Source organism: Flavobacterium aerium, assembly GCF_030766725.1.
GTDB lineage: Bacteria > Bacteroidota > Bacteroidia > Flavobacteriales > Flavobacteriaceae > Flavobacterium > Flavobacterium aerium.
Map to the genome: position 1 here is coordinate 132,301 of NZ_JARQWR010000011.1, position 25,908 is coordinate 158,208.

Genomic DNA, 25,908 nt, shown 5'->3' on the forward strand with positions numbered 1-25,908 from the left:
TTATTGTAACTTTTATAGACATTACACTACTTATAAATAAAAAAGCGTATGAAATTTTTAGGAAACGTATTAGCCACAATAATAGGGCTGTTCATTTTTTTAATGTTATTGTTTTTTGGAATTATTATCATCGGTGCCATTTTTGGAGGAAGTTCAAAATCGGTCATTGTAAAAGACAATTCTGTTATTGAATTAAATCTTGATAAAGTTACCAACGATTATGCTGGAAAATTCATCTATGAAGACTACAGCTTTCTGAACTCAGAGGAAACTAATGGTTTATCTGATGTCATTAACGCCATTGCAATAGCAAAAACAGATAAAAAAATTAAAGGTATCTCTTTATTAAATACCTCAACAATGCTAGGAATGGCACAGAGTAAAGCACTGCGTGATCAATTAATTGATTTTAAAAAATCAGGAAAATTCGTAGTTTCTTATTCGAATGCTTATTCACAGAAAGAGTATTATTTAAATTCTATTGCCGATACCGTATACCTGAATCCAATTGGAGAATTAGACTTTAAAGGATTGTCTTCGGAGATGATGTACTACAAAGATTTCCAGGATAAATCAGGTTTAAAAATGGAAGTGATTCGCCATGGAAAATACAAAAGTGCTGTTGAACCATACTTGGCTAACGAAATGAGTCCAGAGAATAGAGAACAAATTTCGGTATTACTGAAATCGGTTTGGAATTCTATGGCTCAGGATATTTCTATCAGTAGAAAAATATCTTTGGATAGCTTAAATTCATATGCTGATCATTTATCTGCCCGCACACCGGAAATGGCAAAATCAAAACATCTAATTGATAAAATTGGATATGAAGATGAATACCATGCTGGAATTAAAAAGGCATTAAAAGTGGATCAAAAAGACGACTATAATGTAATTGACATTTTAGATTATGTCTCCGATATTGCTTTAACTTCTAAAGGTGAAAGTGGAAAAGATGGTAACATTGCTATTATTTATGCACAAGGTGTTATTCTTGGCGGCGAGGGTGATGTAAATGTTATTGGAGAAGGATCTATGAGAAGATCATTACAAGAAGCCAGCAAAGACAAAGATATTAAAGCGATTGTATTGCGTATCGATTCTCCAGGAGGAAGTGCTTTAACTTCAGAATTAATCTGGAGAGAAATAGAATTGGCAAAAAAGACAAAACCAGTTATCGTATCTATGGGGAACTTAGCAGCGTCTGGAGGGTATTATATTGCTTGTAATGCCAATAAGATTTTTGCAGAACCGAATACAATCACGGGATCAATTGGTGTTTTTGGAACTCTCCCAAATGTAACTGGATTAACGGATAAGCTTGGTATCCATACCGAAGTAGTAAAAACACATGAGAATTCTGCAGGATACAGCATTTTCAAACCTTTAGATGAAAATTACAAAGAGGTTGTTCAAGAAAGTATTGAGAACATCTATACTACTTTTGTAAACCGTGTTGCTAAAGGTCGTAATATGACATTTGATCAAGTAGATGCTATTGCGCAAGGTCGAGTTTGGACTGGTGCCGATGCAATCAAAATTGGATTAATCGATAAAATTGGAGGATTGGATGCTGCTATTAAAGAAGCTGCAACTATGGCCAAAATCAAAGAATACAAAACAATCAATTTCCCAGAATACGAGAAAGATTTCCAAGGAATCTTAAGTAATCTTAGTGGTTCTCCTTTTTCTAAAACAAAGGAAGAATTCATCAAAGAAGAAATTGGTGAAGAGAATTATCTTGTAATTCAACAAATGAGACGTTTAAGCAGTCAAAAAGGATTACAAACTTTAATGCCTTTTGAGATAAATATCAATTAAAAACACTAATTTTAACAAAAGGCAAGATTTTTGCATAACTAAATGGGTTGGAGTCTTTTCAACCCATTTTTTATTATTATAAATTGACTAAAACTAAACCTATGTTAAAGAAAATTCTAATTGGAGTAGGCATCTTTCTATTGGTAAGCATCATTGCATTAGCCTCAATTCCTTTTCTCTTCAAGGACAAGATCAAAGAAATGATTGTTGAATCGATCAACAAAAATGTAGATGCTACTGTGGCTTTTGATGCGGTAGATTTGAGTTTACTTAAAAGTTTTCCTCAAGCCAATGTAACTATTGATCATTTAAGTATCATCAATAAAGCACCTTTTAAAGGCGATACCTTGGTATACTTTGACGAGTTAAACTTAAAGATGTCGGTTAAAGAGCTATGGAAAAGTAAAACCGAAGCAATGAATATCAAGTCTGTTCATTCTAAAAATGGGTTGGTTAATATTCATGTCAACAAAGATGGTGTTGCGAACTACGATATCGCAATCAAAAAAGAGGAAGGAAAAGACGATGGGAAAAGTGATGATCCACTAGCTTTAAATATACAGGATTATGCCATTGAGAATTTCAAAATCAAATACTACGATGAGACTTCTAAAATAAAAATGGTTATCGATCAATTAAACCATAAAGGAAAGGGTGACTTTGCCGCTTCCAAATTGGATTTAACAACACAAACCACAGCAACCGTTTCATTGGATATGGATCAAACCAATTTCATGAAAAATATTCCAATTACATTGGACGCTATTCTAGGGATTGACTTGGATAAAAGTCTTTATACATTTAAAGAAAACAAAGCTTTAATTAACCAATTGCCTTTAGAATTTGATGGTTCTATTCAAATGGTAGAAGCAGGTCAAGAATACAATTTGACTTTCAAAACACCTACCTCATCTTTCAAAAATTTCTTAGGCGTTATTCCTTCTGCTTATGCAGGAAATTTAGACAAGGTTCAAACGACTGGAGATTTTACGATTGCAGGAAAAGCAAATGGTTTATTAAGTGACACTACTGTCCCAAAATTTAATGTTGCTATTGCTTCAAACAATGCTTCTTTCAAATATCCTGATTTACCAAAATCTGTAACGAATATCATTATCGATACAAAAATCATTAACGAAACTGGGAAAATGAATGATACGTATGTCAACTTGAATAAATTATCTTTCAAAATTGATCAAGATATATTTAATGCCAAAGCAAACATTCGAAATCTAAGCGAAAATGCTTTAGTAGATGCCTCGTTAAATGGTGTTATTAATCTTGCCAACCTATCTAAAGCTTACCCAATCAAATTAGACAAACCATTGACTGGTATTTTGAAAGCGGATGTGGTGACCAAATTTGACATGAAATCTGTTGAAACGAATCAGTATCAGAATATTCAAAATTCGGGTACAATGAATTTATCACAATTCAAATATGTGGATGATACTAATAAAGCAATCAACATCAATCAAGCTACAGTTCAATTCACGCCTTCTCGCATCAATTTACAACAATTGGATGCTACCACTGGGAAGACCGATTTAAAGGTAACAGGAGTACTGGACAACTTCTATGGTTTCTTATTCAAAAAACAAGAGTTGAAAGGTAATTTTGATTTAAAATCCAATCAATTTGCAGTGGCTGATTTCATGACCAAAGCCGAGCCTGCAAAAACAACGGAGAAGGGTGATACAGAAAAAACAGGAACAAAAGCTACTGCTTCCAAAGATGCTGTAAAAATCCCAAAATTCTTAAATTGCACTTTAACTGCCACAGCCAATACGGTACTCTATGATAACTTAACATTGAAAGATGTTTCAGGAAAAATGATCATTAAAGATGAAGCTGTGAAGTTGGAAAACTTAAAAAGTTCAATATTTGGAGGACAGGTCGCCGTAAATGGATCAGTTTCTACAAAAGAAGCAACGCCTACGTTTAATATGGATTTAGGTATTAATTCTTTTGATATTGCACAATCATTCACCCAGCTTGATATGCTAAAATCAATTGCTCCAATTGCCAATGTGATTAATGGTAAAATGAACTCTACGATTAAATTATCTGGTAAATTGGACAGCAAAGAAATGACACCTGATTTAAAAACAATTTCAGGAGATATGTTAGCGCAATTACTTTCCACAACAATAAATGCAAATAATTCTAATGTTTTAAATGCATTGGGTTCTAATTTAAAATTTATTGATTTGAAAAAAGTAAATTTAAATGATCTGAAAACACACCTTACGTTTAGTGATGGAAAGGTAAATGTAAAACCTTTCGATATTAAATATCAGGATATCAAAGTAAACATTGGCGGACAACATGGTTTTGATCAAAACATGAATTATGATATCAAATTTGATGTACCTGCAAAATACTTGGGTAGTGATGTTACTAAATTATTGGGTTCATTAAATCCTAATGAAGCTGATAAAATTAGCGTACCGATTACAGCAAATCTGACCGGTAATTTCAAAAGTCCAAAAGTGAACACAGATCTTACTAAGGCTGTAACTAATGTGACCACACAATTGGTTAGTAAGCAAAAAGACAAGTTGATTAATCAAGGAACGAATGCTTTGGGTAATTTATTGGGTGGTAAAAAACCAGCTGACACCACTAAAACTGCTCCTAATGAGGATATAAAAACAAAAGCTTCTGACGCTCTTAAAGGACTCTTTAGCAAGAAGAAGAAAGAATAAATACACGTATTTTAAATCATAAAACCTACAGAGCACATTTGTTCTGTAGGTTTTTTATGTTTATAAGTGGCTCATATTATACCGCGATACTAACCACGTATCCTTCTGAATTTCGAATATTAAATACGGTTCCATCTTCAAAAAGCAAATATTGTCCTTTCACCCCCATCAGCTTGCCTTTAAAATATGGTGTCTTGTCTAAATTCAAACTGTTGATCTTTTTTGGATATTGTAATACGGGATACTGAAACTCAAAATGGTCAATGAAATTTGGATTAAAATAACCTCTGACTTCTTCTGGTAAAAATTCCACTAGCTTCAATCGTTCTGCATACAAGTCCGCTTTTACAATATCATTTTGTAGCATCTTGCGCCAATTGGTTTTATCAACAAAATGATCTTTTAATGCAATTTCAGATATTCCTGCCAAATAGCGATTTGGAACTTCTACAATAGCAATTGCTTCTGTTGCCCCTTGATCAATCCATCGTGTTGGAATCTGTGTTTTCCTAGTCACTCCTACTTTCACTTCACTAGAGGAAGCTAAATAAACAATATGAGGTTGTAATTGTACTTTTTCCTCATAAGCCAAATCTCGATCTTCGATTCCTAAGTGCGCAGTGCTTAATTCAGGTCTAAAAATCCAGTCTCCTACTTGTGCACTACTATTGTAACAATCGTAACAAAATCCTTGTCTGAAAATCTTTTTTGTCTTCCCACAATTCAAACATTGATATTTCAGAAAGTTAATCTCAATCTCTTTATTTAATAATTGATTGACATTCAAAAAGCTATTTTCAAAAACTAAGTAGTATTGAATAGGATTTCCAAACTCAGTTTGCATTTTTGTGAGTACTCCTTCGTATTGCATGAATAAAATTTGTTATTTTTATGGCATAAAGATAAGAGAAATATGGCATTACCAATAATCAATTCAATTGCATCTTGGATACTAAAAAAACGAATTCACCAAATCGAATTATTTATCAAATATCCAAATGAGGTACAAGAAGAACTATTATTGAGTTTAATTCGCACTGCCGAAAGCACTGTAATTGGCAAACAGTATGACTTTGAATCGATTAAATCTTATCAGACTTTTACCGAGCGACTTCCTGTATCTACTTATGAGGATTTAGAGCCTTCTATTGAACTTACCCGTAAAGGGGAACAAAATGTTTTTTGGCCAACGCCAATTAAATGGTTTGCAAAATCGAGTGGTACAACTAATGCAAAAAGCAAATTCATTCCTGTAAGCAATGAAGCTCTTGAAAACTGCCATTACAAGGCTGCAAAAGATTTATTGTGCTTATACCTCAACAATAATGAAGAATCGCAATTATTCACTGGGAAAAGCCTTCGTTTAGGTGGTAGCAAGCAACTCTATGAGGATAACAATAGTTTCTTCGGTGATTTATCGGCTATACTTATTGAAAACATGCCTATTTGGGCTGAATTTAGTAGTACACCAAGTAATAAGGTTTCCTTGATGAGCGAATGGGAAACCAAACTCTCTGCTATCGTTAGAGAAACTATTCAGGAAAACGTAACCAGTTTTGCCGGTGTACCATCGTGGATGCTTGTTTTACTAAACAAAACATTGGAAGAAACTGGCAAAGGAAACTTATTAGAAATATGGCCAAATCTGGAAGTCTATTTCCATGGCGGTGTCAGTTTTGATCCTTATCGTGAACAATACAAAAAAATAATCCCAAGCACATCTTTCAACTATTATGAAATTTACAATGCTTCGGAAGGTTTCTTTGCGATTCAAGATTTGAATAATTCTTCCGAATTATTACTGATGCTTGATTATGGTATCTTCTATGAATTCATTCCTATGGATACGTATGGAACTCCTGATCAAAAGATAGTACGTTTATCTGAAGTAGAGTTATTTAAGAATTATGCGATTGTTATCACAACGAATGCTGGCCTATGGCGCTATCAAATTGGTGATACCGTACGTTTCACATCGCTGAACCCTTATCGTATAAAAATTACTGGGAGAACAAAACATCACATCAATGTATTCGGGGAAGAATTAATCATCGAAAACACAGATCAGGCTATTGCCAAAGCTTGTCATGAGACAGAAGCCGAAGTATCTGATTATACTGTTGCTCCCGTTTTTATGGAAGGAAGAGAAAAGGGTGCGCACGAATGGATTATAGAATTCCGAAAATCTCCTAAAGATCAATTTGCCTTTAATCAGATATTAGATAAGACCTTACAATCTCTAAATTCTGATTATGAAGCCAAACGTTATAACAATATGACATTGAACCCTCCGGTTATCAATATTGCTCGAACTAATTTATTTTATGACTGGCTAAAAGATAATGATAAACTAGGTGGTCAACATAAAATCCCAAGGTTATCGAATCAACGTAATTATTTGGAACAGTTAAAAGCCATGGATTTATCCAATGTTTAAATGACTGTGAATTGCATAAAAAAAGCCCCGATAAGTATCGGGGCTTTTTATTTTTAATCCTTATGAAACTGCTTTCATACGTTGTAACATATTTTTATTTACAGCATCTTCAGCATAATCGCGGTCGATACTTAATTTTTTATGTTCCGAACTTGGTAGTTCATACATTGCATCGGTTAAAATTGCTTCGCACAATGAACGTAATCCTCTTGCTCCAAGTTTGTATTCTAAGGCTTTATCCACAATAAAATCCAATGCTTCATCTGTAATTTCAAAGTCAACATCATCCATTGCAAATAGCTTTGTATATTGTTTAATTAAAGCATTTTTAGGTTCAGTCAAGATTGCTCTTAAAGTTGCTCTATCCAAAGGATCCATATGAGTCAGTACAGGTAATCTACCGATGATCTCCGGAATCAATCCGAAATCTTTAATATCTTTTGGTATGATGTATTGTAATAGGTTTTCCTTATCAATATTATCTACATTCTTTGAAGCACTATATCCAACTGCCTGACGATTTAAACGTTTTGAAATTACGCGTTCAATTCCATCAAAAGCACCACCAGCAATGAATAAAATGTTTTGTGTATTTACTTCAATAAACTTTTGGTCTGGGTGTTTTCTACCTCCTTTTGGCGGTACATTAACAACGGTTCCTTCTAGTAATTTCAATAAAGCTTGTTGTACACCTTCACCAGAGACATCTCTTGTTATGGATGGATTATCGCTCTTACGGGCAATTTTATCAATTTCATCAATAAAAACAATTCCTCTTTCAGCTTTCTCAACATCATAATCTGCCACTTGCAACAATCGCGTTAAGATACTTTCAACATCTTCCCCTACATAACCTGCTTCTGTCAAAACTGTAGCATCTACAATAGTCAATGGAACATTCAACATTTTTGCAATTGTTTTCGCAACCAATGTTTTTCCTGTACCAGTCTGACCTACCATCAGAATATTACTTTTTTCTATTTCAACTTCATCATCCTCCTGTTGTTGCATTAAACGTTTATAGTGATTATAAACAGCAACTGACATCACTTTTTTGGTTTGATCCTGCCCAATTACATATTGATCTAGAAAAGCTCTAATTTCTTTTGGCTTTTTCAATACTAGATCAGTCAACAAACTAGAGTTATTTGTCTGTTTTAATTCTTCTAAAACAATTCCATGTGCCTGCTCGATACACTTATCACAAATATGTGCATTGATTCCAGCAATCAATAAACTAGTTTCTGGCTTTTTCCTTCCACAAAATGAACACTCTAATACTTCTTTAGCCATAATTTTATTTTAAACTCAACAAACAATTATCCTCTTACTAATACTTCATCAATCATTCCGTAAACTTTCGCTTCATCTGCTTTCATCCAGTAATCACGATCACTGTCATGGTGTACTTTTTCAATCGTTTGTTTTGAGTGTTTGGCAATGATTTCATACAATTCATCTTTCAATTTCAAAATCTCACGTGTTGTGATTTCGATGTCAGATGCTTGTCCTTGTGCTCCACCTAATGGTTGGTGAATCATAACTCTTGAATGTGGTAAAGCCGAACGTTTTCCGTCTGCTCCAGCACATAATAATACTGCTCCCATTGAAGCGGCAATACCTGTACAAATTGTAGCAACATCTGGTTTGATGTACTGCATTGTATCATAAATACCTAAACCTGCATATACTCCACCTCCTGGTGAGTTAATGTAGATTTGAATATCTTTTGAAGCATCTGTACTCTCTAAGAATAGTAATTGTGCTTGTACAATATTTGCAATTTGATCGTCAATACCTGTTCCTAAAAAGATAATTCTGTCCATCATTAAACGAGAGAATACATCTAATTGTGCCACATTCATTTGACGTTCTTCCATAATGTAAGGTGTCATCCCTACTGGTGTCACTTGGCTTACGATTTTATCGTAATACATGTTGTTTATTCCGTGATGCTTAGTAGCATATTTTTTAAATTCTTTACCGTAGTTCATAGTATTTTTTTGTTTTATATTAAACAGAAAAGAGCGTCTTACTTAAAAAAGTTTGACGCCCTAAATATACTGATTTTTTACAAAATTTATTCTCCGTAAGATTCTTTAATAAAGTTTTGGTATGTAACCTCTTTGGTTTTTACTTTTACTTTCTCTTTGAAAAGGCTTACCATTTTTTCGCTCATCACTTGCTCAGAAAGTCTTTTCACCTCTTCTTGGTTAGATAAAACTCTAGCAACGATGTTTTCAACGTCAGCATCTGTTGGGTTCATTTGACCAAATTGAGCCATTTGTTTTTTGATTACTTCAGAAGTATATGCTTTCAAATCATCAAAAGTAATTTGTAAGTTATTCTCTGTAATAATTTTTCCTTCGATCAATTGGTAGCGTAATCCGTTTTCAGATTTTGCATATTCTTCTTCTGCTTGTTCTGGTGTTAATGGAGTCTCTCCTACAGTTTGAATCCATTTTTTCAAGAATGTTGCTGGCAACTCAAATTTTGTATTCTCTAATAATGATTCTGTTACATCATTTAAGAATTTTTGATCTGCTTGAGTAGCAAATTGCTTTTCAGCATCTTCTTTAATTTTTTCTTTTACTTCTTCAACAGAAGTTACTTTTCCTTCTCCGAATAATTTGTCTAATAATTCTTGGTTCATTTCAGCTAACTCACTTGTCGTAATTTCTTCAATTGTGAAATTAACGTCAACATCTAATCCATGAACGTCATCATGAGATACATTCAAGTATTTCATTAAATCGTGATCATCAGCAAAAAGTCCTTTTGTTCCGATTGTTACAACGTCACCAACTTTTTTACCAATAAATTTCTTGATTGTTTTTTTATCTTTGAAAATATCTAATGTGAAAGTTGCTTCACTGTTGATTTCTTTTTCTTCATTTGTAAAAACACCTCTAATATCATCTTCTGCTTCCACAGTATCTTTAGAGATCATTTTTCCATATTGTTTTTGAATACGTACAACTTGTTCGTTGATCATATCTTCATCTGCAGTAATTGTATATTTTACAATTTTATTTTTTGCACCTAAATCAACTTCAAATTCCGGAACTAATCCTAATTCAAATTCAAAAGAATAATCATCCGCGTCCCAATCAAAATCTTCTTTAATTTTTGGTAATGGATTCCCTAAAACTTCTATTTTTTCTTCTCTTAAATAATTATTTAAAGAGTCTTGTAATATTTTATTTACTTCATCAAGAAGTACAGCTTTACCATATTGTTTTTGAATCAAACTCATTGGCACCGCACCTTTTCTGAATCCAGGGATGCTTGCATTTTTACGATAGTCTAGTAAAACCTTCTCTACTTGATTAGAATAATCTTCTTTAGTAACCGCTATAGTTACAACCGCATTTAATGCATCTAGTTGTTCTCTTGTGATATTCATTTCTACTTTTTTTATACTATAAAATTGGGTTGCAAAATTATAATATTTTTACAACCCAACCAACTTTTTAATCTATTGAATTTCAATTAACTATTTAAGTCTTTAATTTAATTGAAATATTAATTCATATTATTGATTTTCTTTCATCAATGAGAAGATAATCGACTGGAAAACGGATAGCAAAATACTGAACCATAAAGCCGTCCAAAATGAGCTTACTCCAAAGCCCCCAACAATCTTATCGCACAGCATAATAACAATTGCATTGATTACTAATAGAAACAACCCAAACGTTACAATAGTCACTGGCAATGTAAACAACACCAATAATGGTTTGATAAACAAATTTAATAACCCCAAAACTACAGCTACAATTATAGACGTAGTAAAGCTATCTACCGTTACTCCCGGAAGAAAATTTGCAATAAAATAGACCAAAACAGCTGTTAACAGTACTCTAATTAATAGTTTCATAATTCAGATTTTTATATGTTTTAATAAATTTAAAAAAAAAGCACCGATTACTCGGTGCTTTTTCCAATAAATATTCTTTTATCCATTAATTAGTTGGTACTAATGTTGGCCCAGGATAACCCGCTGCACTTACTAATGGTAATTTTGATTTATAATGTGCATTAATCACTTTTAGTATTTCATTAGAAATTACTGCATATCCTCTTGCATTTGGATGTACACCATCCAATGAGAATAATACTGTGCTTAATGTCGCTGTACCTGCAAAATAATTGCTTGTATAGATCTGACCGTCATCTGTTCTTAAACCACTTACTAGTTGTGTCATGATGGCATTCATATCTGCTACCGCTAAATTTTTAGAGAGTGCGATTGATTTAATTGTATTATTATAACTTGTCATAGCTGTATTTACTAACGTAATCTCAGCAGAAGTCAGAATGTGTTTATCCTCTAATGGATATGTAATTCCATATTTATTCAACGGAGCCGGAACTGGAGCTGTAGGAGCTGTTCCAATAGCTGTTCTTGTTGTTAACAATACTAAATCTGAAGCTGTTGCTTGTCTTGCTTGGCCGTACACTTGTCCTAGAACTGTAGCTAACGGTGCTAATTGTGGAATAGTAGAAGCTACTGCTGTAATTTGAGCGCTTAAATTTGTTAAGTTCTCATCTTTAATCAACAATGGGTTTGGTGCAGTAGTAGACAATAAATTGATTCTATTTCCTTGTCCTAAAGCCGTCAATATTTGTTTTAAAGGACCGTATAACTGTGCATTTAATGCTTGAACTGTAGCTACTCCAGTTGCAGGATTTCCTTCTCCTAACACTGTAGTTGTTAAAGGATTATAAGGCACTGTTGTAAAGAAAGGAATTGTTGTAACATTTGGAATTGTTGCTACCACTCCTTTAGCTCCATTTGAAGTTAAAGTATTTACAATTGTGCTGTATGCACTAGCGAAAACATTTGGATCTGTAATATCATTTGCCCCATAAGTTGCAGGGTTTAAATTTCCTGTTTGATCTACTCCAGTTCCTCCAGAAGTAGCAAACGCTAAGATATCATTGTTTCCAATCCAGTTCGTAAAGAAAGTTGGATTTTTAGTCATGGCATCTCCTAAAACTGTAGCTGTTGCAGATGTTGCGTGTCTCACGAAATATGGATTTGCTTGACCCGTTTGTACTCCTGCTAAACTACCATAGCCAGGCGCTAATAAATGGAATGATTTCGCTCCTGGAACTCCCATGTTATTAAATGCTTTTGCTTGTAAATGTGAAATATCAATAGTTGGTGTACCTACTAAGTTTTCAGGACCTCCAGCAGAAACGTCGATTACTAATCTTGTTCCAGCAAGAATAGTCCCTCCTAATGTTAAACCTCCTAAATTATTCACATCATCTGCATAAGAAGGTTGTGTAAACTCTCCTCCTCCAACTACTGCAAACTGCTGTGCCAATATACTTGGAAAAGAATACGATTGACTAGATCTAGAAACCGTACCATCCATATAACCTGCTGTTAATGAGTTTCCAACTGCTACGTATGAGGTAAAATTAGCCTCACCAGCACTGTAATTACCATCCTCTACAGGATTATCGAATTCTGGCGTACATGCTGTGAATCCTGCCGCTAAAAGTGCTAAAAATATATATTTATTTTTCATTTTTTACTATTATTTAGAATTAGAAACTGTACGATACACCGATACCTGGAGAGAATACTGTTGATTTATAAGTTCCTCCAAAAGAAACTTCGTGTCCGTCTTCAACAAAATGATCATAAGAATTATTTGTTTCATCAAAGTGTAAGTACAAGAATGAGAAGTCAACTCCAAATTTTTTATTAATTTGATACGTTAGACCACCTGTATACCCCATAGAGTCATTTCTTGGCGTTTCTGGTGCAAAATAACCGTCTTGTACTGGACTTTCATCTTTGTACCATCCTGCTCTAAATGTAAATTTATCACTTGCTTTATACTGTGTACCAATTCTGTATGTGTTTGAATCTTTGTAGTTTCTTGGATTAACTGATGTTGGTACATTATTATGGAAATCTACCACTAAAGCTTTGTAAGCTGCCCATTGTGCTCTATTATAATCAAAAGCCACTAACCATTTATCTGTAATCTGGTAAGACAAACCTGCTGTAATTTCTGCTGGTAAAGGTAGATCAGCATCAAAAGTTGTATTTGTAAATGTTCCTTGAGCATACGCTGGAATGTGATTGAATGTAGCATCACCATTACGAGCTTCCATTGTAATTTTTGAACGGTAGTTAAATCCTAATCTCAATTTATCGGTTGGATTAAACATAAAACCTACTGTATATCCCCAAGCCGATACGCTTTGTGCATCAATAGTTACATCTGAACGATTACCAGTTTCATCTGTTAAACTTCTTGACAAGTTTCTATTAAAGTTTACCCCTCCATTTACATAGATAGGTCCACCACCAATACTAAACTTCTCGTTTACTTTAATAGCAATTGTTGGCTGTACATAAATTGCTTTTAAATCAATATTATTTACAAGATGAGAACCTTGCCAATCTTGATCCCATTCAACACTACTTCCATAAGGAGTATAAACTGCTAAACCGAATGATAACCAATCTGTTGCTCTGTATGTTGCATAAAAACTAAAAGGTGTCCCAACGTTTGTTGTATGTGCTTTCCAATTGTATGTTTCATTCTGAAATTTTGTCTTGGCAACTAAAGCATTACCTCCAACAGAAAAGTTAAACCGATCTTCCAAAAAAGATATCCCCGCAGGATTAAAGAATAAAACCTCGGCATTATTCACCACAGCAACACCCGTATGCCCCATTGCCAATTGTTTTTGACCCTGAAGAGCTACACGATATCCTCCTGCAATTGCAACTGACGTTGCAAAAGTCATTAAAGTTAACGATAACAGTTTTCTCATAATGTTAAAATTTGTTTGTTTGTTAGAATCGAAAAAGAATCGATATTCAAATTTATAACAAAATATGAATTTTACAATAATTTTAACCATTTTATTATGCACTCATACTATTTTATTTCATTTTATTATGCATACATAATAAAAATGGCTTAAAAATAGCATTATAAAAATTACGGGATTATCATTTTTATTGCAATAAAAATGATAATCCCGTATAAGATTGTTTTTTAGGCCTTGTTAAATGTTAAATTCTACAATGAAAAAGACCTATATAGTAAAAAAATTAACTTTGCTTTAAGAATCCAATTGTTTCAATCAAAAAATCTTTTGGATTTTCAGCATGCAACCAATGTCCTGCATTAGCAATTGTTACAATTTTAGAATCTGGAAAATGCTTTAATATTGTCTGAGTATCTTCTGCAAGAATATAATTTGATTTATCTCCTTTTAAAAACAAAGTTGGCTTCCCAAAGCGTGCGTCTTCGGATAATGCTTGACCAATAATCTCAGTATCCTTTGTAAAAACAGGTAAATTGAACCGGAAAGCTAATTGTCCTTCAGATTCCCAATACAAGTTCTTCATTAAAAACTGACGTGTCCCAACATCTGTAATATATCCTTTTAATATTTCTTCAACGGTAGCTCGATCTGGTTTTAAAGAAAAATCAACCGCAGACAATCCAGCTAAAATATCCTGATGATGTGGACGGTAGTATTTTGGCCCAATGTCAGCAATAATTAATCGCTCTACTCTCTCTGGATAGGTTGTTGCAAAAAACATCGCTACTTTACCACCCATTGAATGGCCTAAAAGATTAATTTCTTTTAAATTATTTTGATCGCAATACAACAAAAGATCTTCGACCATTACGGTATAACTAAATTCATCGGAATGAAAACTACGCCCATGATTACGCAAATCAATTAAATGCACCTGATATCCTTCTTGTGCATATTGACTTCCTAATGTCTTCCAATTGTCTGACATCCCTAGAAATCCATGCAATATCAATAGTGGTTTTCCTTCTCCTTCGATTCTTGAATACAACATACTTCCTTATTTTTATTTCATTCTTTCTAAATACATAGCTACTACATTTTCTAAACCTAAATATAATGATTCAGCAATTAATGCATGTCCTATGGAAACTTCTAATAAGCCGGGTATATTTTGTTTAAAAAACTTTATATTTTCCAAACTTAAATCATGCCCTGCATTCACTCCTAACCCTAGTTCATTTGACAATTTTGCAGCAGCAATATAAGGCTTAATACTATCTGTATTTCCTAGACCATATTCATGCGCAAATGATTCGGTATACAATTCTATTCGATCCGCTCCGATTTCTTTTGCTCCTTCAATCATTGATAAAACGGGATCAACAAAGACCGAAGTACGAATTCCATTTCTCTGAAATTCTTGAATTACTTCTTTCAGAAAGGCACTATGTTTAATCGTATCCCATCCCGCATTTGAAGTGATTGCATCATCGGCATCTGGAACCAAAGTTACCTGCGTTGGTCTAACTTCTAAAACAAGATCAATAAATTTCTTCGCTGGATTTCCTTCAATATTATATTCTGTATACACTACAGGTTTTAAATCGCGGGCATCTTGATATCGAATATGTCTTTCATCTGGACGTGGATGAATCGTAATACCTTCCCCTCCGAACATTTGAATATCTTTTGCTACTTTAATCAAATTAGGAACATCACCTCCTCTTGAGTTACGGAGTGTGGCTATTTTATTGATATTTACACTTAATTTTGTCATCGTATTGTATATTTCAATTTTAAAGATAAAGTTCAACTATAATTTCAACAAAAATACAAAGTTAAACAAGGCTTATTGTCCTAAATTTTGATTATTTTGCAGTCCATATTTGACCTATACCTTATGACAGCTATTACTGACTACATTAATAACGACATAAAACCGATCGACTGTCAAGAAACTATTGAAGTTGTTCAAGATTTTTTTGCAGAAGTTCCTTTTTCACATTTCCCTATCATTGAAGAAGGCATATACATTGGTAGTATTGCAGCAGAAGATGTTGAAACTTTTGATAGTGACAAAAAAGTCGCTGATTATCGCTTTGCCCTAGAAGGTTTTTTGGTTCGAAACAATACCATTTGGTTAGATGTTTTAGAAAATTTTGCTCGAAACCAAACAAACATAATGCCTGTATTGGATGAACACAATACATATTTAGGCTATTATGATGTTTTGGATGTAATTAAATTTTTTCATGAAACTCCATTCTTACGCGAACAAGGAGGAATTATTATTGTAGAAAAAGGCATCTCTGAATATTCTATGAGTGAAATTGCACAAATTGTAGAAAGCAACAACGGAAAACTATTGGGCTTATTCATTTCTAGTTCCACTACTGAAAGCATACAAGTTACTGTAAAAATAAGTTTGGGTGCAATCAATGAAATAATCCAAACATTTAGACGCTACGATTATGAGATAATTTCAGAACATCAGGAAGATATTTATATCCAAAACCTAAAAGAAAGATCTGATTATTTAGATAAATACTTGAACATATAATTCCCTACCATGAAAGTTGCGCTCTACGGACAATATTACCAAAGTAACACTGAACCAATTGTCAGTGAAATTCTTCATTTTTTAAACCAAAACAAAGTTGAAATTGTTATTGAGCAGCGGTACAGTGAAATGTTATCGGAACATCAAATCATAAAACAAGAGTACAAAACTTTTAATAGCTACAAAGATTTAAACAAAAGCTACGCAATGCTTATCAGTATTGGTGGAGATGGTACAATATTAAGAGCTGCTACATTTATTCGAAATACAGGTGTACCAATTTTAGGTATAAACGCAGGAAGATTGGGTTTCTTAGCAAATATTCAACAGGAAAATATTGCGTTATTCTTAGATTTAGTACTTCAAAAGAAATATCTTATTTCACCAAGAACTTTATTAAGCCTAAAGTGTTCTCCAAAAAATGCTGCTGTAGAGAATATTAATTTTGCGATGAACGAAATTACAGTCAATCGAAAAGATACCACTTCAATGATTACTGTAGAAACTTATTTAAATGGGGAATATCTAAATTCTTATTGGGCAGATGGACTGATTATTTCTACACCTACTGGATCAACAGGTTACTCACTAAGTTGTGGAGGCCCTCTTTTAACCCCAGATGTAAAAAGTTTAGTCATTACTCCTATTGCCCCTCATAATCTAAATGCCAGACCTCTAGTTATCCCTGACAATACTGAAATAAAACTAAAGGTATCAGGGCGAGAATCACAACATTTAGTCTCATTAGATTCTACCATTATTTCGATGAATAACGAAACTATATTGACTATAAAGAAAACTCCTTTTAAAATTAATATGATTGAATTTCCAGAGGAAGGTTTCTTAAAAACAATTCGAAAAAAACTACTTTGGGGAGAAGATAAAAGAAATTAAACTTCATTTTTTAAGACTACATACATACTTATATGTTATAAATTCCGTTTACTCTTATTGAAATCACAATCTACAAATTGTAGAATATTATGATGTCTTTTGATAAAAAAAATTAGATTTAGACATTAGTAGATTGTTTCGTATCGATAATTATTATATTTGCACCCAATTTTATAGAATTAATGAATCGGAAATTACTAACATTTTTTTGTTTTTTCACACTTACGTTTGCAACCGCCCAAATACACGAAGTAGGTGTATTTCTAGGAGGTAGTAACTACATCGGTGAAGTAGGTCCAACGTCCTATATATCACCAGATCACCTAGCTTTAGGTGTTTTATACAAGTGGAATAAAAGCCCGAGACACTCTTATAGAATCTCATACACACAGTCGAAAATCTCATCAAATGACCTCAATTCTGACTCTCCAGCTAGAAAACAAAGGGGCTATGCGTTTGAAAATAATATAAAAGAATTATCTTTAGGCCTTGAATTCAATTTTTTTGACTTTAATTTGCACGAACCTGGCTTCATAATGACGCCTTATGTATATACTGGACTTAGTTATTTCAGTTATAATACATTATATGTATTGAATGGAAAGACAAGAGAAGATGATCATGACAAATCATTAGCTATCCCAATGACAGTGGGTATTAAAGCTAGGATAGCAGATCAATTTGTTTTAGGATTTGAGGTAAGTGCACGATATACCTTTACAGATAATCTAGATGGAAGTTATCCTAAAGATGATAAGTATAAAAGTCTACGATTTGGAAATTTAAATAGTAATGATTGGTATGTATTTAGCGGGTTTACACTTACATATACTTTTGGGAATAAACCTTGCTATTGCGCAGAATAAAAAATGAGTTTAATAGATACGATAAATAAAGACAATTTACCCAAGCATTTGGCCATTATCATGGATGGAAATGGACGTTGGGCAAAACAAAAAGGCTTTCTTAGAGCATTTGGCCATGAAAATGGAACAAAAGCTGTTCGAGTAGTCGTAGAAACTTCAGCAAAATTAGGTATTGAAAATCTAACGCTTTATGCTTTTTCAACGGAGAATTGGAACCGTCCAAAACTTGAAGTTGAGACTTTAATGAAGCTCCTGATTAGTTCCCTTAAAAATGAACTAAAAACACTTCAGGACAATAATATTCGCTTGAATACTATTGGTAATCTTGACAAACTACCAAAATCAGCACAAAAAGAACTTCTTGAAGTCATAAATAAGACAAAAGACAACACACGCATGACGCTTACTTTAGCCCTAAGTTACGGGGCTAGAGAGGAATTACTCAGTGCAATAAAAAATATTAGTTGTAAAGTTAAAAATAATATAATTTCAATAGACACTATTGACGAATCAATTATTAATCAGCATCTTTACACGCATAATCTACCTGATGTAGATTTATTAATTAGGACGAGTGGGGAACACCGCATTAGTAACTTTTTGCTATGGCAAATTGCTTATGCGGAGTTATATTTTACGGATGTATTATGGCCCGACTTTAGAGAAGACAATTTATATGAAGCTATCATCAGTTATCAAAAAAGAGAACGTAGATTTGGAAAAACAAGTGAACAAATTAAATAATTTTTTAATGTTAGAAAAGAGTATTAAACTATTCTTAACGGTTATAGTTTTAGGGAGCATTTTTCAAGCCAATGCCCAAGAAAGTTTAGCCTTCGATAAAGGAGAACAATATATTTTAGCTAATGTTGAAGTAACTGGTAAAGTAAGCTATAACGAGCAAACTATTGTAACATTTGCTGGTTTGGCTAAAGGCCAAAAAATAACTGTTCCTGGTGAAGAGATTAGTAATGCTATTAAAAAATTATGGAAGCTTGGTCTTTTCAATGATATTAACTTTTATATCAATAAAGTTGAAGGCGATAGTATCTATTTAGAATTAAACATCAATGAATTACCTAAATTAAAAGAGGTAAAAATTCAAGGTGTAAAAAAGAATAAAGTAGAAGGCTTAATAAAAGACAATAGTCTTACGAAAGGTAAAGTTGTAAATGACAATTTAATTACTACTACTCGAAACTACATCGAAAATAAATATAAAAAAGATGGTTTTTACAGCACTAAAGTTGTAATCAATACTGTTCCTGATACCACTAGTGGTAATGAGGTAAACATGCTTATCAATATTGATAAAGGCAGCAAAGTTAAAGTGGAATCTATTACTTTCAAGGGTAACCAACAATTAACTGAAGGAAAGTTAAAAGGTGCCATGAAAAACACAAAAACAAAGAGCCCTTTTAATCCATTGCGTATTTTCAAACCTTCTAAATTCATCAAGAGTAAATACAAAGAGGATTTAGATAACATTGTCAATAAATATAAAGAAAAAGGATATCGTGATGCTCGAATTGTATCAGATACGATGACCTATAATAAAGAGAAAAACACTCTTGCAATTAGTATTGACCTTGAAGAAGGTAAAAAGTACTATGTTGGAGACATTAAATTCTTAGGAAATACAGTATATACAGACCAACTTTTAAGACGTATTTTAGGTGTTAAAAAAGGTGATGTATACAATGGAGTATTACTTCAAAAAAGGATTGCAGATAATACTAAACCAGATGGTGAAGATTTAACGAATTTATACCAAAACAATGGTTATTTATTCTCAAACATCAATGCTGTAGAGGTAAAAACTGCCAATGATACAATTGATTTTGAAGTACGTATTGTTGAAGGTCCAATGGCTTATTTCAATAAAATATCTGTAGTAGGAAATGACAGAACAAATGATAAAGTTATTTACAGAGAGTTAAGAACAAAACCAGGTCAAAAATACAGTAAAGAAGAATTAGTAAGAACGATTCGTGAAATTGGTCAATTAGGTTTCTTCGATCCTGAATCAATCAAACCGGACTTCAAAAATGTTGATGCAGCTGCTGGAACAGTAGATATCGAATACCACTTAGTTGAAAAAGGAGCAAGTCAAGTAGAGCTTCAAGGTGGTTACGGTGGAGGTGGTTTCATTGGTACATTAGGTTTATCGTTTAATAACTTCTCCTTAAAAAATATTTTTAATAAAGATGCTTACAAACCTTTGCCAATGGGAGATGGTCAAAAACTATCTTTAAGATTACAAGGAAGTACTTATTTCCAAACGTATAGTGTTTCGTTTTCTGAACCATGGTTTGGTGGTAAAAAACCAGTACAATTCTCTACTTCTATTTCACACAGTAAGCAGTTCTTATACAACTATCAAAGTCGTGATGTAGACCGTAACAGAAGTTTCAACATTACAACATTATCGGTTGGTTTAGCAAAAAGATTAAATGTACCAGATGATTTCTTTGTACTATCACAGGCTGTAAGTTTCCAATACTATGATTTAAATAATTATAATACAGGTCTATTTACATTTGGTGATGGTAGCTCAAAAAACTTAGCATACACAATTGGGTTAAGTAGAAACAGTAAAGGTGTAAACCCTGTTTTCCCAACTTATGGTTCAGAATTTAGTGTATCTGCGAAATTTACCTTACCTTACTCTCTATTAAATAATGTAGATTACGCTGATTTAAAAAATCAACAAGAATATAAATTAAAAAATAAAGGAGCTAGTTACGTTGATGGTGCAGGTAACCTTGTATCAACTGGAGATTATATCAACGAAACAGGAAACAGAGTTACTAATTATCAAGATGCTGCTCCGGATCAATCAAAAATTGATCAAAAGAAATTTAATTGGTTAGAATACTATAAAGTTAAATTCAAAGCTGATTGGTATACCACAATTTATGGTAAATTAGTATTGCGTTCATTGGGTGAGTTTGGTTTCCTAGGTGCTTATAATCAAGATAGAGGCTTAGTTCCTTTTGAAAGATTCTTTGTAGGTGGAGATGGATTAGCTAACTATGCTTTAGATGGTAGAGAGATTATACAATTAAGAGGATATCCAAATCAGGCATTATCTTCTACAGATGGTGGAACAATCTACAATAAGTTCTCATTAGAGTTACGTTATCCAATTACATTAAAAGCTGCCGCTTCAATCTATGCATTGACATTCTTAGAAGCAGGAGCATCTTATGATAACTTTAAAGCATATAACCCATTTCAGTTAAAAAGATCTGCGGGTGTAGGTTTAAGAGTATTCATGCCAGCGTTTGGTTTATTAGGTATTGACTTCGGTCATGGATTTGATGCTTTACCTGGACAAACGCAGAAAAATGGATGGGAGACGCATTTCATCATTGGTCAACAATTTTAAAATTTGGCACGGTATTTTCTAATAAAACATATAACTATATGAAAAGACATTTTTTATTACTGATATTATTAACTGTATTTACTGGTACAGTTCATGCACAAACCAGGGGCATTAGAATTGGTTATATTGACATGGAATACATTTTACAAAAAGTTCCAGATTATACCGAAGCTAAAAACCAATTGGAGCAAAAAGCTCAAAAATGGAAGCAAGAAATAGAGGTTAAAAAAAATGAGGTTACAAAACTCAAAGAAGCTTTAAAAACAGAGCGAGTTTTATTAACTAAAGAATTAATTGAAGAAAGAGAAGAAGAAATTACTTTTCTAGAAAATGAATTATTAGATTATCAACAAAAAAGATTTGGTCCTAATGGTGATTTGATCATTCAAAAAGCAGTTTTAGTAAAACCAATTCAAGATCAAATTTTCACGGCTGTTCAAGATATTTCTGAAAATAAAAAATATGATTTTATCTTTGATAAATCTTCAGACTTAACAATGCTTTTTGCCGCAAAGAGACATGACATTAGCGATCAAGTTGTAAGAGCTTTAACTCGTTCATCCAAAAGAAGTCAGCTGAATAAAAAAGAGCTGAAAGAAATGGAAGAGAAAGAATACAAAGAAGATATGGTTGATGATAATCCAGCTCTTGCCGAAAGACAAAAGAAATTGGATGATCGTAAAGCAGAAAGAGAGCGTCTTCTAGAAGAAAGAAAGAAAATACAAGAGGAAAAGAAAAGAGTATACGAAGAACGTAAACAAAAAATAATCGAAGAAAGAGAAGCTAAGAAAAACGGAACAACCGTAGCTCCAAAATCTGAGGAAAAGAAAGACGAGAAAAAACCTGAAGGAGAAAAAAATACTACGAGTGAACCTAGTACAACCGTAGCTGCTCCAACAGAAAAACAAGCTGAAGCTGCAGAAGTAAAGAAAAAAGCTTTAGAAGAAAAGAACAGAATACTAGAAGAGCGTAAAAAAGCTATTGAAGAAAAAAGACAAAAAATTCTTGAGCAAAGAGAAGCTGCTAAGCTAGAAAGAGAAAAGAAGATTAAAGAGAAACAAGACAATAAAGAAGAAAACAAAAACGAAAATTAATTATTTAATACTTTAAAATGATGAAACAATTGAAAACTTTATTAATCGCAGCTGTTATGTTTTTTGGTGCAAACCAAGCTATTAATGCACAGGCAAAAGTTGCTCACATTGATATTAGTGAATTAATGGCGACAATGCCAGAAATGAAAACGGCTCAAGGTCAGTTAGAAAAATTAAGCAAAACCTACGATGCTGAATACAGAACAATGGTAGAAGAGTATCAAAATAAATTGAAAAAATACGATCAAGAAGCAGCTACTGTAACAGAAAAAGTAAATGATGATCGTTCTAAAGAAGTTCAAGATTTACAAAAAAGAATTGTTGACTATAGAGATACTGCAACAAAAGAATTACAACAAAAAGAACTTGACCTAGTTAAACCAGTAATGGAAAAAGCTAGAACTGCTATCCAAAAAGTTGCTAAAGCTAAAGGATACCAATATGTTCTTGATGCTTCAAATGGTGGTGGTGTTATCTTAGCTGACGGACCAAACTTACTTGCTGACGTAAAAAAAGAATTAGGTTTCTAATATCTTTTTCTAAAAAATATTTCTAAAAACTGCTCATAGATTATGAGCAGTTTTTTTTTATATTTGTTTTATATGACAGCAATACAACCTATAGGATTATTTGATTCAGGAATTGGAGGTACATCCATCTGGAAAGAAATACATAAATTACTTCCCCACGAAGACACCATATATTTAGCCGATAGTAAAAATGCTCCTTATGGTCAGAAAACTAAAGATGAAATTATTGCTTTAAGTTTTAAAAACACTGAATTCTTACTAGAACAAAATTCCAAATTAATTGTTGTGGCCTGTAATACAGCTACCACCAATGCCATTAAAGAATTAAGGGCTAAATATGACGTTCCATTCATTGGAATTGAACCTGCCATCAAACCTGCTGCAAACAACAGCAAAACACAAATTATAGGTGTGCTTGCCACCAAAGGAACTCTTAGCAGTGACTTATTCAATAAAGCGGTTGCTCATTACAATGAGGTAACGATCATCGAGCAAATAGGCTTTGGATTAGTTCAACTCATAGAAAACGGAGATATCAACTCGCCTGAAATGACTGAGTTGCTTCATACCTACTTAACCCCCATGATTAAAGCGAATATAGATTATCTTGTATTAGGCTGTAGTCATTACCCCTATTTGGTACCACAAATCAAAAAGATAATACCTGCTCACGTTAAAATAATTGATTCAGGGGATGCTGTAGCCAAACAGACTCAATTCATATTACAACAACATAATGCTTTAAACACTAATCTTAATAGCACACAAACCTTCTATGTGAACTCTAATAAAGCTGTGCTTACTTCAATTTTAGAAAACCAATATGATGTAATAGAAAAAGACTTTTAAACTTACTTAAAGTCTAAAAGTCTTTTCTATAATATTATAGTGCTCTCTGTATTCTATTCTTCTTCTTTAAGCCAACTGGAATACATTATATAATTATTTGATATTCTTTCAATTTCTCCAGAGAAAGCAGAAGCATTAATATCTTTCACTTTTTTAGCTGGAACTCCCGCATAAATTGTCCCCGATTCAACTACTGTATTTTGAGTAACAACAGCGCCAGCAGCAACAATTGAATTACTTTCAACAACACAATTATCCATTACTATAGCACCCATACCAATCAAAACATTGTCTTGTATAGTACAACCATGAACAATGGCATTATGCCCTATTGAAACGTTATTCCCAATCACTGTAGGATGCTTCTGATAGGTACAGTGTATTACTGCTCCATCCTGAATATTTACTTTGTTACCAATCTTGATATAATGCACATCTCCACGAATTACGGCATTAAACCATACACTACAATTCTCACCAAAAACAACATCTCCAATAATAGTAGCGTTCTCAGCAACATAACAGTCTTCTGGAATTATAGGACTTTTACCTTTAATAGATTTTATTAGCATCGTTTTAAAAAAAAGTGTCCGCCACAAGGGCGGACGGAATTAATATATAACCTTATAAAAATTAATTTACTGCAGGACAATTACAATCGTATTTCTCACGTTTACAGAATAAATTCATCCCTAAAGTGATTTGGTGAAAACCGCCTTTATCAAACTTAACATCTCCTGTTAAATAAGAATAAGTATAAGCTACCATAAAGTTTTTGTAATTCACACCTACAATTGGTGTAATGTATTGAAGCTTTTGATCTGATACACTGTTACCATCAACAAATTGAGCTCCATCAAAACTTCTTCTATAAGAAAGTCCACCCCAGATTTTACCGAAATCTACTTCTTTATATACTTTTAAATTGACATCAATTGCTTTCTCTTTTGTCTGATCTGTTAATTGGAACATTACAGAAGGCTCCCATTGTAAGCTTTTTCCATATCCAAAAACATAACCTGCACTTAAGATATATTTTCTAAGATTATCAGATTCAAAATCTGTATAGATATCTCTTCTTGTTTCAATTGCATTTTTCACTGTAAAATGCGCATAAAAATCTAAATAGTTATAAGATGCTCCAATATCAACATTGAAGTAAGAATCTTTCTGAACAGTTCCTCCAATTGTTGGATCGAACTCCGTAAAACTTGTTTCATCCAATTGACTCTGAATTAAACCAGCACTCATACCGAATGATAATTGATTTAAATCATAATCTCCTCTTGAAAAACGAATATGGTGTGCGTAAGTAAGCTTCGCTCCCTTTTGAGAATGATAACCATTTTTGTCATTAAATAAAATAACCCCTACACCTGATTGTTCTCCTACACTTGTATTGAAACTTATCGTTTGCATTTGTGGCGCATCTGTTTGGCCAAACCACTGCTGACGCGCAGTCAATCTTATTTTTGCACAATTCGCTGCACCAGCCATTGAAGGATGGATTAGGTAATAATTGTCAGATAAATAATCTGAATATACTGCGATTCCTTCTTGTGAAAATGATATTTGTGATAAAAACAATAATAATACTAAATACCTCTTTTTAAAATTCATTGGGATTAACGTTTTAATGAGAAATGTGCTTTAAACTCTTTTGTGGTTCCGTCTTCTTCGAATGTAACAGTAAACCAGTAGTCTGTTGATGTAATTGGCTGCCCATTATAGGTTCCATCCCATCCCTCTCCTGCTGGACTTATTTGTTTTATTAATTTACCATATCGGTCAAATATATAAATTTTTGCGTTAGGTTGTGCACCTAATCCTATAATATTCCAAGTATCGTGATAACCGTCTGCATTTGGTGTAAAATAATGTGGATAATTGATTGCCATAGCTTTAATTATCGTTGGCTGACATCCATTCTCATCAATAATTGTGATAGTAT

The 25,908-nt window shown here is 33.0% G+C and carries 23 protein-coding genes; 11 read left to right on the forward strand and 12 right to left on the reverse strand.

The features are described from left to right. Nucleotides 1–48 precede the first annotated feature (48 nt). A complete protein-coding gene (sppA, locus tag P6733_RS15260) occupies nt 49–1,821 on the forward strand; it encodes a signal peptide peptidase SppA (RefSeq protein WP_306353793.1) in 1,773 nt (590 codons plus the stop codon). A gap of 101 nt (nt 1,822–1,922) precedes the next feature. Further along, on the forward strand, nt 1,923–4,529 hold the full coding sequence (locus P6733_RS15265) for an AsmA-like C-terminal region-containing protein (protein ID WP_306353794.1): 2,607 nt from the start codon (nt 1,923–1,925) through the stop codon (nt 4,527–4,529). A gap of 76 nt (nt 4,530–4,605) precedes the next feature. Here the strand turns inward: P6733_RS15265 and P6733_RS15270 are convergent, their stop codons facing one another. After that, entirely contained in the window at nt 4,606–5,400 is a 795-nt protein-coding gene (locus P6733_RS15270; RefSeq protein ID WP_306353795.1) for a DUF2797 domain-containing protein, read from the reverse strand. A 42-nt stretch (nt 5,401–5,442) separates the two neighbouring features. On the opposite strand from P6733_RS15270, the gene P6733_RS15275 reads away from it, so the two are divergent. Beyond that, the gene (locus P6733_RS15275; RefSeq protein ID WP_306353796.1) at nt 5,443–6,966 is read left to right on the forward strand and encodes a GH3 auxin-responsive promoter family protein; all 1,524 of its coding nucleotides are present in this window, start codon (nt 5,443–5,445) and stop codon (nt 6,964–6,966) included. Nucleotides 6,967–7,026: 60 nt separating this feature from the next. Here P6733_RS15275 and clpX read toward each other — a convergent pair whose 3' ends face one another. From clpX to P6733_RS15315, 8 genes are all read right to left on the reverse strand, one after another. Further along, complete coding sequence (gene clpX, locus P6733_RS15280) at nt 7,027–8,259, reverse strand: ATP-dependent Clp protease ATP-binding subunit ClpX (protein ID WP_306353797.1); 1,233 nt, start codon at nt 8,257–8,259, stop codon at nt 7,027–7,029. Between the two features lie 26 nt (nt 8,260–8,285). Continuing rightward, nucleotides 8,286–8,960, reverse strand: coding sequence for an ATP-dependent Clp endopeptidase proteolytic subunit ClpP (clpP, locus tag P6733_RS15285; RefSeq protein WP_306353798.1), 675 nt, complete (start codon nt 8,958–8,960; stop codon nt 8,286–8,288). Between the two features lie 86 nt (nt 8,961–9,046). Then, entirely contained in the window at nt 9,047–10,372 is a 1,326-nt protein-coding gene (gene tig / locus P6733_RS15290) for a trigger factor (RefSeq protein WP_306353799.1), read from the reverse strand. A 129-nt stretch (nt 10,373–10,501) separates the two neighbouring features. Continuing rightward, nucleotides 10,502–10,846, reverse strand: a complete 345-nt coding sequence (locus tag P6733_RS15295; RefSeq protein ID WP_306353800.1) for a phage holin family protein — start codon at nt 10,844–10,846, stop codon at nt 10,502–10,504. A gap of 85 nt (nt 10,847–10,931) precedes the next feature. Next, nucleotides 10,932–12,509, reverse strand: a complete 1,578-nt coding sequence (locus P6733_RS15300) for an SGNH/GDSL hydrolase family protein (RefSeq protein ID WP_306353801.1) — start codon at nt 12,507–12,509, stop codon at nt 10,932–10,934. 19 nt (nt 12,510–12,528) lie between these two features. Then, on the reverse strand, nt 12,529–13,773 hold the full coding sequence (locus tag P6733_RS15305) for an OmpP1/FadL family transporter (RefSeq protein WP_306353802.1): 1,245 nt from the start codon (nt 13,771–13,773) through the stop codon (nt 12,529–12,531). A 283-nt stretch (nt 13,774–14,056) separates the two neighbouring features. Beyond that, nucleotides 14,057–14,824 carry an alpha/beta fold hydrolase gene (locus tag P6733_RS15310; RefSeq protein WP_306353803.1) on the reverse strand — a complete coding sequence of 256 codons (768 nt, stop codon included), beginning with the start codon at nt 14,822–14,824 and terminating at the stop codon, nt 14,057–14,059. A 12-nt stretch (nt 14,825–14,836) separates the two neighbouring features. Then, complete coding sequence (locus P6733_RS15315) at nt 14,837–15,550, reverse strand: pyridoxine 5'-phosphate synthase (protein WP_306353804.1); 714 nt, start codon at nt 15,548–15,550, stop codon at nt 14,837–14,839. Nucleotides 15,551–15,673: 123 nt separating this feature from the next. Here P6733_RS15315 and P6733_RS15320 point away from each other — a divergent pair, with 123 nt between their 5' ends. From P6733_RS15320 to murI, 8 genes are all read left to right on the forward strand, one after another. Next, the gene (locus P6733_RS15320) at nt 15,674–16,333 is read left to right on the forward strand and encodes a CBS domain-containing protein (protein WP_306353805.1); all 660 of its coding nucleotides are present in this window, start codon (nt 15,674–15,676) and stop codon (nt 16,331–16,333) included. Between the two features lie 9 nt (nt 16,334–16,342). Beyond that, nucleotides 16,343–17,227 (forward strand): NAD kinase, encoded by an 885-nt coding sequence (locus P6733_RS15325; protein ID WP_306353806.1) that lies wholly within the window; start codon nt 16,343–16,345, stop codon nt 17,225–17,227. A 182-nt stretch (nt 17,228–17,409) separates the two neighbouring features. Beyond that, entirely contained in the window at nt 17,410–18,093 is a 684-nt protein-coding gene (porG, locus tag P6733_RS15330; RefSeq protein WP_306353807.1) for a type IX secretion system protein PorG, read from the forward strand. A 3-nt stretch (nt 18,094–18,096) separates the two neighbouring features. Beyond that, the gene (locus tag P6733_RS15335) at nt 18,097–18,837 is read left to right on the forward strand and encodes an isoprenyl transferase (protein ID WP_306353808.1); all 741 of its coding nucleotides are present in this window, start codon (nt 18,097–18,099) and stop codon (nt 18,835–18,837) included. Then, a complete protein-coding gene (locus tag P6733_RS15340; RefSeq protein ID WP_306353809.1) occupies nt 18,770–21,484 on the forward strand; it encodes a BamA/OMP85 family outer membrane protein in 2,715 nt (904 codons plus the stop codon). Before P6733_RS15335 ends, P6733_RS15340 begins: the two co-directional genes overlap by 68 nt. A 38-nt stretch (nt 21,485–21,522) precedes the next feature. Further along, entirely contained in the window at nt 21,523–22,578 is a 1,056-nt protein-coding gene (locus tag P6733_RS15345) for an OmpH/Skp family outer membrane protein (RefSeq protein ID WP_306353810.1), read from the forward strand. Nucleotides 22,579–22,598: 20 nt separating this feature from the next. After that, the gene (locus P6733_RS15350) at nt 22,599–23,108 is read left to right on the forward strand and encodes an OmpH/Skp family outer membrane protein (RefSeq protein ID WP_306353811.1); all 510 of its coding nucleotides are present in this window, start codon (nt 22,599–22,601) and stop codon (nt 23,106–23,108) included. Between the two features lie 72 nt (nt 23,109–23,180). Further along, nucleotides 23,181–23,957: a glutamate racemase gene (gene murI / locus P6733_RS15355; RefSeq protein ID WP_306353812.1), complete on the forward strand. Its 777-nt coding sequence runs from the start codon at nt 23,181–23,183 to the stop codon at nt 23,955–23,957. Nucleotides 23,958–24,010: 53 nt separating this feature from the next. Here murI and P6733_RS15360 read toward each other — a convergent pair whose 3' ends face one another. From P6733_RS15360 to P6733_RS15370, 3 genes are all read right to left on the reverse strand, one after another. Continuing rightward, nucleotides 24,011–24,529 (reverse strand): gamma carbonic anhydrase family protein, encoded by a 519-nt coding sequence (locus P6733_RS15360; protein ID WP_306353813.1) that lies wholly within the window; start codon nt 24,527–24,529, stop codon nt 24,011–24,013. 61 nt (nt 24,530–24,590) lie between these two features. Continuing rightward, nucleotides 24,591–25,577 carry a PorP/SprF family type IX secretion system membrane protein gene (locus P6733_RS15365; RefSeq protein ID WP_306353814.1) on the reverse strand — a complete coding sequence of 329 codons (987 nt, stop codon included), beginning with the start codon at nt 25,575–25,577 and terminating at the stop codon, nt 24,591–24,593. Nucleotides 25,578–25,582: 5 nt separating this feature from the next. Then, nucleotides 25,583–25,908, reverse strand: a 326-nt coding sequence (locus P6733_RS15370) for a T9SS type B sorting domain-containing protein (protein WP_306353815.1), incomplete at its 5' end; no start/stop codon positions are given.

Bases quoted from the DNA above. Each gene is read 5' to 3' on its own strand.
- P6733_RS15305 (WP_306353802.1), bottom strand. From the start codon at position 13,773: ATGAGAAAACTGTTATCGTTAACTTTAATGACTTTTGCAACGTCAGTT.
- P6733_RS15360 (WP_306353813.1), bottom strand. From the start codon at position 24,529: ATGCTAATAAAATCTATTAAAGGTAAAAGTCCTATAATTCCAGAAGAC.
- P6733_RS15315 (WP_306353804.1), bottom strand. From the start codon at position 15,550: ATGACAAAATTAAGTGTAAATATCAATAAAATAGCCACACTCCGTAAC.
- clpX (WP_306353797.1), bottom strand. From the start codon at position 8,259: ATGGCTAAAGAAGTATTAGAGTGTTCATTTTGTGGAAGGAAAAAGCCA.
- P6733_RS15350 (WP_306353811.1), top strand. From the start codon at position 22,599: ATGAAACAATTGAAAACTTTATTAATCGCAGCTGTTATGTTTTTTGGT.
- sppA (WP_306353793.1), top strand. From the start codon at position 49: ATGAAATTTTTAGGAAACGTATTAGCCACAATAATAGGGCTGTTCATT.
- murI (WP_306353812.1), top strand. From the start codon at position 23,181: ATGACAGCAATACAACCTATAGGATTATTTGATTCAGGAATTGGAGGT.
- clpP (WP_306353798.1), bottom strand. From the start codon at position 8,960: ATGAACTACGGTAAAGAATTTAAAAAATATGCTACTAAGCATCACGGA.
- P6733_RS15265 (WP_306353794.1), top strand. From the start codon at position 1,923: ATGTTAAAGAAAATTCTAATTGGAGTAGGCATCTTTCTATTGGTAAGC.
- P6733_RS15345 (WP_306353810.1), top strand. From the start codon at position 21,523: ATGAAAAGACATTTTTTATTACTGATATTATTAACTGTATTTACTGGT.
- porG (WP_306353807.1), top strand. From the start codon at position 17,410: ATGAATCGGAAATTACTAACATTTTTTTGTTTTTTCACACTTACGTTT.
- P6733_RS15325 (WP_306353806.1), top strand. From the start codon at position 16,343: ATGAAAGTTGCGCTCTACGGACAATATTACCAAAGTAACACTGAACCA.
- P6733_RS15320 (WP_306353805.1), top strand. From the start codon at position 15,674: ATGACAGCTATTACTGACTACATTAATAACGACATAAAACCGATCGAC.
- P6733_RS15340 (WP_306353809.1), top strand. From the start codon at position 18,770: ATGAAGCTATCATCAGTTATCAAAAAAGAGAACGTAGATTTGGAAAAA.
- P6733_RS15300 (WP_306353801.1), bottom strand. From the start codon at position 12,509: ATGAAAAATAAATATATATTTTTAGCACTTTTAGCGGCAGGATTCACA.
- P6733_RS15295 (WP_306353800.1), bottom strand. From the start codon at position 10,846: ATGAAACTATTAATTAGAGTACTGTTAACAGCTGTTTTGGTCTATTTT.
- P6733_RS15365 (WP_306353814.1), bottom strand. From the start codon at position 25,577: ATGAATTTTAAAAAGAGGTATTTAGTATTATTATTGTTTTTATCACAA.
- P6733_RS15270 (WP_306353795.1), bottom strand. From the start codon at position 5,400: ATGCAATACGAAGGAGTACTCACAAAAATGCAAACTGAGTTTGGAAAT.
- P6733_RS15335 (WP_306353808.1), top strand. From the start codon at position 18,097: ATGAGTTTAATAGATACGATAAATAAAGACAATTTACCCAAGCATTTG.
- P6733_RS15275 (WP_306353796.1), top strand. From the start codon at position 5,443: ATGGCATTACCAATAATCAATTCAATTGCATCTTGGATACTAAAAAAA.
- P6733_RS15310 (WP_306353803.1), bottom strand. From the start codon at position 14,824: ATGTTGTATTCAAGAATCGAAGGAGAAGGAAAACCACTATTGATATTG.
- tig (WP_306353799.1), bottom strand. From the start codon at position 10,372: ATGAATATCACAAGAGAACAACTAGATGCATTAAATGCGGTTGTAACT.